Origin of the sequence: Terrimonas rubra, assembly GCF_042686025.1 — a bacterium.
GTDB lineage: Bacteria > Bacteroidota > Bacteroidia > Chitinophagales > Chitinophagaceae > Terrimonas > Terrimonas rubra.
Map to the genome: position 1 here is coordinate 90,884 of NZ_JBHUOZ010000003.1, position 12,516 is coordinate 103,399.

Annotated in this window: 5 protein-coding genes; all 5 read left to right on the plus strand. The window is 42.6% G+C overall.

Translation table 11 applies throughout. From position 1 onward, the window contains the following. The first annotated feature begins 46 nt into the window (after positions 1–46). The 5 genes from ACFS6H_RS10015 (at position 47) to ACFS6H_RS10035 (ending at position 12,416) form a co-directional block, all read left to right on the plus strand. Positions 47–2,497 carry an FtsX-like permease family protein gene (locus ACFS6H_RS10015; RefSeq protein ID WP_386097882.1) on the plus strand — a complete coding sequence of 817 codons (2,451 nt, stop codon included), beginning with the start codon at positions 47–49 and terminating at the stop codon, positions 2,495–2,497. A gap of 22 nt (positions 2,498–2,519) precedes the next feature. Continuing rightward, positions 2,520–4,913 (plus strand): ABC transporter permease, encoded by a 2,394-nt coding sequence (locus ACFS6H_RS10020; RefSeq protein WP_386097884.1) that lies wholly within the window; start codon positions 2,520–2,522, stop codon positions 4,911–4,913. Positions 4,914–4,988: 75 nt separating this feature from the next. Further along, positions 4,989–7,394 (plus strand): ABC transporter permease, encoded by a 2,406-nt coding sequence (locus ACFS6H_RS10025; protein WP_386097886.1) that lies wholly within the window; start codon positions 4,989–4,991, stop codon positions 7,392–7,394. Positions 7,395–7,534: 140 nt separating this feature from the next. Further along, on the plus strand, positions 7,535–9,967 hold the full coding sequence (locus ACFS6H_RS10030) for an ABC transporter permease (protein ID WP_386097888.1): 2,433 nt from the start codon (positions 7,535–7,537) through the stop codon (positions 9,965–9,967). A gap of 43 nt (positions 9,968–10,010) precedes the next feature. Then, entirely contained in the window at positions 10,011–12,416 is a 2,406-nt protein-coding gene (locus ACFS6H_RS10035; RefSeq protein WP_386097890.1) for an ABC transporter permease, read from the plus strand. Positions 12,417–12,516: the final 100 nt, after the last annotated feature.

A 12,516-nucleotide genomic window follows, 5' to 3' on the forward strand; every position in this document is an offset into this window, starting at 1 on the left:
TACTGAAGCCGGTAACAAAAAATAATAACAAATCAATCTACAATATATGAACAGGTCGGTTAAAACATCAGTCAGGCATTTATGGAAAAGCAAGTTGTTTACCACATTGAATATTTTTGGACTTGCTGTAAGTATCAGTGTGTGCTGGATCATTTACCGCTTAGTAGACCATGAATTCAGTTATGATAAAAATTTGCCGCAACGCGACAATATTTACCGGGTAGTAACCGGGCATATATTTGATGATAAAGAATCGTATAACGGTGGTGTGGCGGCGCCATTATACACCGGCATCAGGGCCGAAGTCCCCGGGATTGATTTTGTTGTGCCGGTATACGGGCAATGGAAAACCTCGGTGATGGTAAATAACCCCGGGGGAGCACCGTTGGTAGTAGAAGACCCTACTGCTATTGTTGCTACTGACTCCGCTTATTTTAAAATGTTGTCGTACAAATGGCTGGCGGGTAATGCACAAACAGCTTTGTCATCGCCGGAAGCACTGGTGCTGACGGAAAGTCGTGCCAAACAATATTTCCCGGGTTTTAAGCCGCAGGAAATAATTAATAAAACGGTTACTTATTATGGTTTCAGGGATACGGTTCAGAAAGGGGTAACGGGTGTGGTAGCCGATTTTGATCCCCTGTCGGAGTTTACTGCGAAAGAGTTTTTTAGCCTGCCTGTAAAAGCCTACCCGCTGGTGGAGTGGACCAATACCAATGGTTCGGATAAAGTATACCTGCAGTTCAATGAAACGAAAAGTCCCGAAGCCGTACTGGCACAGATAAAGGCAGTGGCAGGGAAAAAATGGGCTGAGTTTGAAAAGGAAGAAAAGCCTACTTATAAATCAGAGCGCTGGCTTGAATTATTACCGCTGAAAGATTCTCATTTTTCAACGTTTATTAATGAGTATAATGTCCGCAAAGCCAGTAAATCCATATTGTTTGGATTAGTTGGTGTAGCAGCCTTTTTGCTCTTACTGGCCTGTATTAATTATGTGAACATGAGCGTGGCACAGATACCTGCCCGGTCAAAAGAAATAGGCGTGCGCAAAACACTGGGTGGCGGTAAAAGAGAGTTGATAGGACAGTTTTTAATAGAAACCTTTGTCACAACGCTGATAGCCGTATTGCTGGCTTTTGTATTGGGACGCTTAGGCTTTTTCCTGTTGCGGGATATATTACCCGCGGATATATCCGTGGTAGGCAACCTGCTTCCCTTGGTGCTTTTTGTATTGGGCATTACATTGGGTGTAACATTATTTGCCGGTTTATACCCTGCCTGGTTAATTACCAAAGTTAAAACGGCCAATGTATTCCGTGGTGTAACCATCTGGCAAAAAAAGACGAGTGGCATCAGTTTACAAAAAGCCCTGATCGTATTCCAGTTTATAATTGCACTAATATTTATTACCGGGGCTATCATTACAGGTAAGCAATTACAATACAGCCTGTCATCGGATATGGGTTTTAACAAGGATGCCGTGGTGTTAATTGGTGTGCCCTGGAAGTATACGGTTAATGAGCAGTATAAAGACAAGCAATTCACATTGCAAAATGAGTTTTTAAAAGATCCTGTTATTAAAAAGATCGCTATGGGAACTACACCTATGTCCGATGGCTACTCTTCAAGTCCCTACAATTATACCCCCGAGGGTAAGGAACGTATAGAACGGCAGATGTTTAAAAAATGGGTTGATACCTCCTATATAGGGTTATATGAATTGCAACTGCTGGCCGGGCGGAATTTAAGACCTTCTGATACCGCCACAGAGTATGTGATCAATGAAACCGCCAGGAAGGCATTTGGTTTTGCATCGCCACAAGATGCTATTGGCAAAATGCTGGCACAGGGAAATAAAATGCTGCCGATAGTAGGGGTAGTGAACGATTTTCACATGCAGAACTTTTACACTTCTATAGATCCCGCCATGTTGCTGAACGAAAAACAGAATGTTACCACTTTTAATATTAAACTGGATAGAAACCAGTCAGCTAAATGGGCACAGACTTTCCGTACCATGGAAGATAAGTGGAATGCTATTTATCCTGCCGGAAGCTTTAAATATAGTTTTTACGATGATAGTATTGAAAAAATGTATGCAGAGGAACGTAACCTGAGCCGGCTGATAAACCTGACAACTGCTATTGCCATTTTCATCAGCTGCCTGGGACTGTTTGGACTTGCTACTTTAACAGCTTACCAGCGCACCAAGGAAATTGGTATACGTAAAGTATTGGGCGCCTCTGTAATGGGTATTGTAAAACTGATGTCAAAAGAATATGTGTGGCTGGTATTGATAGCTTTTGTAATTGCTACGCCGATTGCCTGGTGGGTGATGAGCGGATGGTTGCAGGATTTTGTTTACCGGATCAGTATACAATGGTGGATGTTTGCTTTGGCCGGTTTTGGAGCGCTTGCGATTGCATTGATCACCGTGAGTTACCAGGCTATCAAAGCAGCATGGTCAAACCCGGTAAAAAGTTTACGTAGTGAATAACAAATAATAACCTGTTGTAGTTATGATAAAGAATTATTTTAAAATAGCCTGGCGTAACCTCTTTAAAAATAAAGTATATGGCAGTATCAATATTATTGGCCTGGCCATTGGTATTGCCAGTTTTATACTCATACTGTTGTACATGAATTATGAGCTGAGTTATGATAAATGGCATGGCTCATTACGAAAAGTATACCGGTTAGGGATGGAGGATAAGACAGGTATCGTGTTTGACGGTGGCACACCCGCACCATTAGGCCGTTTTTTTAAAGATAATTCCCCCAGGATAGAAGCGGCTACTACAATAATGGGTGGTGGCAGCTATGAAGCGCTGGTAACGACCGGTGATAAAAAAATATTCCAGTCGGGTATCATGCAGGTGGACTCACTTTTTTTTAAGGTATTTCCTTACGAATTACGGCAGGGTAATAAAGAGCTGGCACTGCAGGCGCCTAGTACTGCCATTATCAGCGAGGAAGTAAGTAAAAAGTTATTTGGTAATGAAAACCCCGTAAATAAGACCATCAGGTTGTACAATATAATGGAATTGACGATTACGGGTGTATTAAAAGCCGCTGACGGGCCTACATCTTTGAATACGCAGGTATTGTACAGGTCGCCCCACGAGAAAGGAAATTATCACTGGGGTAATTACTCTTTCACTACTTACCTGAAACTTAATAATACAACACCTGTAAAAGAACTGGATGCCGATTTAAATAAAATATATTTTGAGCAACGCATAAAGAAGGACAGTGCTTCTTTTGCCGAATACCAGGCCAGTGCCGATAAAACAGTTTTGTTTGCGGAGAAGTTGACAGATATACATAATTTCCCTAAAAGCGGGGGCAGTAATTTTCAAACCATCACGGTATTACTGGGGCTGGCATTTTTATTACTACTTGCCGGTGCTATCAATTTCAGCAATTTATCGGTGGCTACTTCTATCAATAGAGCCAGGGAGGTGGGCGTCAGGAAGGTATTAGGTTCCGGCAGGGGACGTATATTCTGGCAATTCATGAGTGAGTCGGCCGTTCTGGGGCTGATCAGTCTTACACTTGCCATACTGTTGTTATTGTTAATAGTGCCATATTTTAAGCAGGAGTTTAATATCCTGCTGCCTCTTTTTGATTTGACGAATGGCAGTATTTATGTACAGGTGCTCATCTGTATGTTGTTAGTGATCATCCTGTCAGGTTTATATCCGGCAGTATTCCTCTCCAGGTTTAATACTACCAAAGTATTAAAAGGCGATTATTCGCAGGGTAAAAAAGGAGGTGGTTTAAGAGGCGGCTTGCTGGTAGCGCAGTTTACACTTTCAGCTTTCTTTATTTTCGGCGTGATGGTGGTAAATAAACAAATGCGGTTTATGCAAAACCGCGATAAAGGTTTTGTGAGCGACCAGGTGATGCGTATCAATGTTCAGCAAAAAACAGGGGAGGCCGACTTTGATGTGGTAAGGAACCAGCTGCTTGCCATACCGGGTGTACAATATGTTTCCAAATCCACCACCGTGCCCGGCGATCAATATGTGGATACTTCGGCAGGCACATACAAAATCGAAGGCCGGGAGGTAAGGCTGACCACCGTGAAAGTCAGTCGCGACTATTTTAAAACGCTTAATGCACCCATACTTATGGGACGTGATTTTGAAGATAATTATAATGATCAGCATAGCCGGAGTGTTGTATTGAATGAAGCCGCTGTTAAAACACTGGGTCTGACAGATCCCGTGGGCCGGCCTATTAACTACCCCTTTTGTGATACTTTCCAGGCAAAAGTGATCGGCGTGGTAAAAGATTTTAACGTGCAGAGCTTTGCCAATAATATTCGTCCTGTTGCCTATACCATTGGGAATAACGCCTGCGGGTATATGTGGGGCGGAGGTTTATTGGTTAAATTAAGCGGACCATCGGCCGGCAATACCGTACATGCCATTGAAAAACTTTGGACGGGTATTGAACCGGATATGCCTATCCGCTACTCTTTCCTGGATGATAATTTTCAAAAACTGTACCTGGAGTACAATCGTATACAGCGTGTGATCAGCTTTTTTACCCTGCTTGCCGTTGTTATTGCGGTAATGGGTCTGTTTGCCTTGACGGCCTTTTTAATAAAAGAAAAAACAAGGGAGATCGGTATCCGGAAAATATTAGGCGCCGATGTATCGCATATTACTTTTTTGGTGAGTAAAAAGTTTTTACAGCTTATCGGTATTGCCATAACAATTGCTTTACCGCTTGGATGGTGGGTATCGCAACAATGGCTGCAAACATTTGCCTACAGGGCCAATATAAACTGGCCGGTATTCCTGTTAACCATATTGACGGTATTGGGTATAGCCGTGCTGACTATTGGCTGGCAAACCATCAAGGCGGCGAGGACAAATCCTGTTAAAAATTTAAGAACGGAATAATATCAGTATAACAGACACATGAGCTAGCAAGTCTATGAAAACTGAACATTATTACAACCAGGTAAATTTAAAAAGATGTTTAAGAATTATTTAAAAATTGCCTTACGCAATTTACGTAAGAACAAACTGTACAGCTCGGTGAATGTAATTGGCCTGACCATTGGCCTGGTAGGTTGTTTGCTGATCGGTATTTATGTATGGAATGAATTAACCTATGATAAGTTTCATAAGAACGGAGACCGGATAGCCCGGATCATCATGGAGACAAAGTCATCGGGTTCTGCTGACAAGATAGCCCTTACCGGGACAAAAGTAGGGCCGGAGTTTAAGCGCAGCTTTCCCCAGGTGGAATTCTATGTACGTACCATGAAATATCCCCTTTCTCTCGCTAACGGAGAAAAAGCCTTTGATGAAAAAAACGTATTGTATGCAGATGCTGATTTCTTCAATATGTTCTCCTTCCCTTTATTAAGAGGCAATGTGGCTACCGTATTGGATGGTCCGCAGAAAATAGTGCTTACTGAAAAAGCGGCGAAACGTTATTTTGCTAACGATGATCCAATTGGTAAGGTATTACGTATAAATGGTGGTACAAAAGAATATGAGGTAACCGGCATAGTAACGGATGCACCTTTAAACTCTCAGATCCAATATGATATTATCATATCATTTGCCAGTACCAACGCTTTTAAAACGGAGAAGTGGTCGGAGGCAAACTATGTTACCTATCTTCTGCTGAACAATAAAAACCAGATAAAAGAGCTGGATGCGGTCATTCAGCCCTTTATGAAAAAAATATCAAAAGATGAATTACGGATACCGGAAACCAGTGGTTACAAAACCTTCCACCTGGAGCCCCTGGAATCTGTTCACCTGCATTCTAATGTAGCAGCTGGCCTGGAAGCAAACGGCAATATTACTTATATCTATGTGTTAAGTGTTGTGGCTATCCTTATCTTATTGATAGCTTGTGTTAACTATACCAACCTGGCTACAGCCCAATCGGTGAGCCGCGGTACCGAGATAGGTGTGCGCAAGGTAATGGGAGCAGGCAAGTCACAATTGCTGAAACAATTCCTGGGTGAGTCTTTTGTAATAACCTGTATCGCACTGGTATTGGCTATTGTGGCCGGTATTGTATTGTTACCCATGTTTAATAATATAACCGGTAAGGAATTTGAAGTGTCGCTGTTTTTCTCCCCTTTATTTTTGCTTACGGCCATCCTGTTATGTATAGTGATCAGTTTAATTGCCGGCGCTTATCCTGCATTTGTACTGAGCAATACCAGGCTGGTGAATATTTTAAAATCGGGCCTGCGTGTTTCTAGTTCAGGTGGAGGTCTAAGAAAATCGTTGATCACCTTCCAGTTCGTGATCGCTATCTTTTTAGTAGCGGCCACTTTTATCGTGGTAAAACAGGTATCGTATATACAAAATAAAAAAATAGGGTACAACCGTGAACAGGTGGTGGTATTACCTGTTGATTATAAGACAAGGGGTGTTTACGATCAGATGAAAGATGCTATCAGGGCCAATGCCAATGTATTAAGTGTAACCGGGGCTTATGAAGACCCTACTTCGATAGGATGGGGCGATGGTATTGTTACGGATGACGGCCAGGGACAAAAAGAATTGTCCTTAAATGCTACACCGGTTGACCTGGATTACCTGAAAACAATGGGTATGGAGCTGGCAGCAGGCAGGGATTTTCAAAGAAGTGATTTTGCTACCCAGGATACCTCGGCTAATGGGGCTAATTATAAAGGAACATATATCATCAATGAAAAGGCAGCAAGAGATCTTGGCTGGACAGCCGAACAGGCTATTGGCAAAACCGTTTCAAGAGGCGTGCCCGGCCCGGTAGTTGGAGTGGTAAAGGATTTTCATTTTGAGTCCCTGCATACCGCTATTGGCCCGCTGTTGATATTTTTAGATACTTCCCTGGTGAGCCAGATGTTTGTAAAAATAAAAGCCGAAAATACTGCCTCCACAATTGCGGCTTTAGGCAATATCTGGAAAACAAGAGTGACACACCGTCCTTTCGATTATCATTTCCTGGATGAGGATTTTAATACTTTATATAAGGCGGAGGAGCGTACCGCAAAAATATTCACCCTTTTTTCAGGGCTGGCTATTATATTGGCCTGCCTGGGCCTGTTTGCGCTGGCAGCTTTTACTACCATTCAACGTACCAAAGAGATCGGTATACGCAAAATACTGGGTGCCAATGTGACCAATATAACCGTATTGGTGGCCAAACAGTTTTTGAGCCTGGTGGGCATCGCTATATTAATTGCAACGCCACTGGCATGGTGGGCCGGTAATACCTGGATCGCGGATTTTGCCTATAGAACTGAACTGAATTGGTGGATATTTGCTATAGCCGGTTTATTAGCAGTAATAATTGCGCTGGCAACGGTGAGTTACCACGCTATACGTGCAGCTATGAGTAACCCGGTAAAAAGCCTGAGATCGGAATAATGAGAACAGGCTTTAAAAGCAGCTGTTATACTTTGCTTATTTAGCTGAACAACTGTAAATATTATCAGCAGTTTGTTACAGGATGCAGGTTGTGCCTGTAACAAACTGCTGCAGGGCGGGAAATATAAAACACAGAGAAAATGCTTAAAAACTATTGTAAACTTGCCTGGCGTAACCTGGGCAAAGGAAAGCTTTCATCCATACTTAATATAACAGGCCTGGCAATAGCTATGGCTGTTGCTGTTTTAATATTACTGTGGGTAAAAAATGAAGCTTCGTATGATAACTACCACCCCGATGCAGAACGTATCTACTTATTAACAAGGTACGATACAACAAATACTTCTTCTGCCTCAGAAAGCAGCCCCCTGCCGGCTTACCAGGCCGTACAGTCTTCGGTTCCCGAAGCAGAGCTGATAACCATGGCTGCACCCACTACCTGGAAGAACATACTGTTTAAGGTAAACGGAAATGTTTTTACTGAAAAAAATGCCTTGCTGGTAGATAGTAACTGGATAAAAATGTTCCGTTATAAAGTGGTGGAAGGTAGTTTACAGCGTTTTACAACACAAGCCAACAGCATTGTTCTGACAAAATCAAAGGCAAAAAAATATTTTGGCGATGCGCCAGCTATTACGCAAACATTATTAATAGACTCTGTTCCTTTTTCCGTTGCGGCGGTGGTAGCGGATAATCCCGTTAATTCATCTTTCCAGCAGGATGTACTGATCCCCAATTCTTTCCTGCTTAATAAAGAAGCGGTGCGAAAAAGCCTGGACGACTGGGGTTACCGGTCGCAGTTATTATTCGTGAAACTTAAGGCAAATACCTCCGCTGTTACCACGGCTGAAAAAATATCCGGTATTTTTACTTCGCATCAAACCTGGAAAACGCAATCGGCTGAGTTTAGCGTATTATCTCCGTTAACAGGCCTGCATTTTCAAAAAGAACTGAACAGTACTACCTTCAAACAAGGTAACCCGCAAAACATCCGCATTTATACCATACTGGCAATACTTCTGTTAGCTACTGCCTGTGCCAACTTTGTAAACCTTACGGTGGCACAGGCCGGCAACAGGTTAAAGGAAATAGGGGTGAGAAAAATAATGGGTGCGTCAAAAAAACAATTGTTTGGCCAGGTAATGGCAGAGATAGCTTTCTTTATACTGTTATCCATGGCACTGGCTCTTGTATTAGCCATTGTTGCCATGCCGGCTTTCAATGCTTTTACCGAAAAAAACTTTGCTTTAAATATTTTCGATCCTTCGGTAGCAAGCCTGTTGCTGAGTGTGTTTGTTTTTGTGTTATTATTTACAGGCATTTACCCTGCCCTGTTACTGGCTACTCTCAAGCCGGTAGGGTTGTTAAAAAACAAAGCTATTGCTAATATCAGCCGCCAGGGCTTGCGTAAGGTTCTGGTTACGGGTCAGCTTACCCTCGTGGTTATTACTTTGGTAGGGGTGATCACCCTGCAAAAGCAGTTCAGGTATATCCAGCAAAGTACTTCCAGTTATCAACAGGGACAGGTATTTAAATTCAGAGCATTGGCTCCGGAGGCGCCCATAAAAATGTCAGATGAAAATGCCATCAGTCAGCGTATCAGTTACCTGAAAAATATTAAAACAAATTTGCTGAAGAGTAGTGCCATCGGGTCGGTTTCATTGGTGAACGGGGTGTCTATGTTCGACCAGAAAAATAAGATGGCTTCTGATATTACCTGGACGGGGTATCCGGTTCCGGAGCACAAGCCGGAAGTGGTGCAATTATGGGTTGATGAAGATTACAGGCAGGTTGCTAATCTTACCATGAAATCGGGTCGCTGGTTTGATGCGCAGAATATTTCGGATAAAAACAACCTGGTACTGAATGAGACCGCTGTAAAAACGCTTGGACTGAAAGAGCCGGTTGTAGGTTCTACCTTCTCCGGTGGCGTACATGATAACAGTGGAGTGGTGATAGGGGTTGTAAAAGATTTTCACCATAAAAGCCTGCATGAAAAAATAGATCCCCTGGTTATTTCCATGGATCCTTTTATGGGCGTAGTTTATTATGTAAAAGCGCATGGAAAAAATATTGACAAAGCCGTAAAGGAAGCAGAAGCTGTCTGGGCGGCTAATTACCCCGGCAAACCATTTGAATATGTATTTCTTGATGAAGAATTTGACAAGCTATATAAGGAAGATCAAAAAGCATTAACCTTTAGTATGTTATTTGGCGGCTTATGTATCGTATTGTCGGCACTGGGATTACTGGGTCTTGTAATGGTGAGTGCGCAGCAACGGGTTAAAGAAATCGGTATCCGTAAAGTACTGGGTGCTTCCGTTGCCGGCATTGTAACAATGTTATCCAGGGACTTTGTGAAAATGGTATTACTGGCGGCAATTATTGGCTTCCCCATTGCCTGGTGGGCTATGAACAGGTGGCTGGCCGATTATGCTTACCGTGTTACCCTGGAATGGTGGATGTTTGCAGCAGCGGGTGGCATTGCTTTATTCGTGACCCTGTTAACCATCGCCATACAGGCCATGAAATCGGCAATGGCCAACCCGGTAAAAAGCCTTCGTAGTGAATAATACCTATAAGGCCTTATAAAAGTTGACAATAAATGTATAGTATATGTGGAAGAATTATATAAAAATAGCTTTAAGACATTTACGCAGGCATAAACTGCTGTCGGCCGTTACCTTGTTATGCCTGGTGGCAGGCATAACTTTTTCCATGCTGATCGGGGTGTATGTATTCCAGCAATACCAGGTAAACAAACAATTGTCAAATGTTGAGCAACAATACCTGGTAAAAAGTGACTGGAAGGTAAAAGAGATGGGCCTGGAGATAACAACCGTTGCCCCGCTGGTTAAAGCGGCAAAGGAAGAATACCCGCAGCTGGTAAAAAACTATTACCGGTTTAACCCGGTTACCAATGTGGTGTCCGCCGGCGATAAACATTTCCAGGAGAACATTGCAATAGGGGATACCACCCTCGTGAACATGTATGGTTTTGATCTTTTGCATGGAAATAAACAGCAGGCTTTTATCAATAATAACTCGGCCGTGGTAACCCAGACCCTGGCGCTTAAACTATTTGGTAAAACAGATGTTTTGGGCGAAACCATTGCTATCTCCAATACCACATCGCAAAAGCAAAACTATATTGTTTCTGCAGTTTTGAAGGATATGCCTTTTAACAGCATCAATAACCTGGTAGACGATAAGGGATATGCTGTTTTTGTTCCTTTTGAAGGTAATGGCTTCTTTCAAAGCCAGGACTATGTAAGTGACTGGAACAATATTTATATTATTGGATTAATGGAATTGCAGCCGGGTAAAACAGGCGCCGATCTTCAGCAACCCATGCAGCAGTTACTGGCAAAATATACGGCTCCTTCCATCAAAGACAATTTAACGGTACAGCTGGCACCCTTAAGTAGTTATCACCTTACTGCCAATAATGGAGCCGTGGCAAAAATGCTGCAGGCTTTGGGTATCATTGCCGGGTTTATACTGCTGATGGCAATGATCAACTTCATCAATATCAATATAGGCACCTCCTCTTACCGTTTAAAAGAGATCGGCCTGAGAAAGGTGTTTGGAAGTCAGCGCAAACAACTGTGCCTGCAATTTGTAGCAGAGTCGGTGATCATTAGTTTTTTAGCAGCCATTATTTCGGTGGCCTGTTACCAGTTATTGCTTCCTTTATTTGATAAGGTATTAAATACTTCCTTAACCCCTGTATGGCAATTCAGCCCTGTAATGATCATTGGGCTTATACTACTGGTATTGGTTACCGGTATAATAGCAGGCTTTTACCCGGCACTGGTATTAAGTGCTAAAAACCTGACACATGCGGTAAAGGGTAAAATGGATGCAACAAAAGGGGGCATATTGTTCCGTAAATCTTTATTGGTTACGCAATTTTCACTGGCCATTATTGTGTTCATCTGTGCTATTGTAGTAGCACAACAAATATCCTATGTGTTTAAAAGAGACATTGGTTATAATAAGGAACACTTAATGGTAATATCTGCCTTTCCCAAGCAGTGGACACCGGAAGGAGTAAAAAAAATGGAAACGATCCGGCAGGGTCTGACACAGTTGCCCATGGTAAAAGAGGCTACGGTTTCCTTTGAAGTACCTGACCGGGTACCGCCTAATGTAATAGGGCTGATACCGGAAGGAGGTAATGTTCAAACGCCGGTATTAACGGCTTCTTCTTCCGTGGACGAACATTTTGCTGCTACTTACCAGTTGCAGGTAAAAGAAGGAAGTTTTTTTGATCAGACGGGTAGTAAGAGCCAGGAGATAGTAATTAATGAAGCGGCACAAAAAGCCCTTGGTTTTGATGATGCCATTGGTAAACGGGTTACCATTGCCGGTTGGGGCGATGCTGTGTTTACTATTGCCGGGGTAATTAAAAACTATAACTACTCTACGCTGCAGCAGGGTATTGGCCCTATGGCATTCCTGCATACAAAGGATAATACGAGCTACCGGTATTTAACGGTTAAACTGCAGGCAGCTGATATGGCCACTGCCATTGCGGCAGTACAAAAACAATGGCTTGCCCTTTCGCCCAATACACCGTTTGAGTATACTTTTATGGACCAGCGGTTTAAAAACATTTACCAGTCGGAACTGCAATTACAAAAAGCTTCTGCTATTGCCACGGCATTAAACCTGGTCATTGTATTATTGGGTGTTTTTGGTGTGTTATCTTTTACCCTGGCGCGCAGGTTAAAGGAAATATCATTGCGAAAAATTGTAGGCGCCAATACTCGCAATATCATCTTTCTGTTTGTTAAAGAATATGCCTGGCTTATTGTTATTGCCAATATTATTGCCTGGCCGGTAGCGTATTGGGCCAGCAGTAAATGGTTACAGCAATATGCTTACCGTATTGAACAAAATATTTTCCCTTATTTACTTGTAGGTATTGGGGTCACTTTATTAGCCGTTGTGCTCATAACCTTGCAATGTTTTAAAATTGCCAATGCCAACCCCGTAAAAAGTTTACGCACAGAATAAACTTTTGGTTATACTGTGGTGCGAAATTATGGTGTCAGCTGTATTGCTACTGGCATCGTCCCTTGTTTTAATCCCGTTTAGGGTTTGTGTGTTGGGTACG

Coding starts and splice junctions, on each gene's coding strand:
- ACFS6H_RS10015 (WP_386097882.1), top strand. CDS start 47: ATGAACAGGTCGGTTAAAACATCAGTCAGGCATTTATGGAAAAGCAAG.
- ACFS6H_RS10020 (WP_386097884.1), top strand. CDS start 2,520: ATGATAAAGAATTATTTTAAAATAGCCTGGCGTAACCTCTTTAAAAAT.
- ACFS6H_RS10025 (WP_386097886.1), top strand. CDS start 4,989: ATGTTTAAGAATTATTTAAAAATTGCCTTACGCAATTTACGTAAGAAC.
- ACFS6H_RS10030 (WP_386097888.1), top strand. CDS start 7,535: ATGCTTAAAAACTATTGTAAACTTGCCTGGCGTAACCTGGGCAAAGGA.
- ACFS6H_RS10035 (WP_386097890.1), top strand. CDS start 10,011: ATGTGGAAGAATTATATAAAAATAGCTTTAAGACATTTACGCAGGCAT.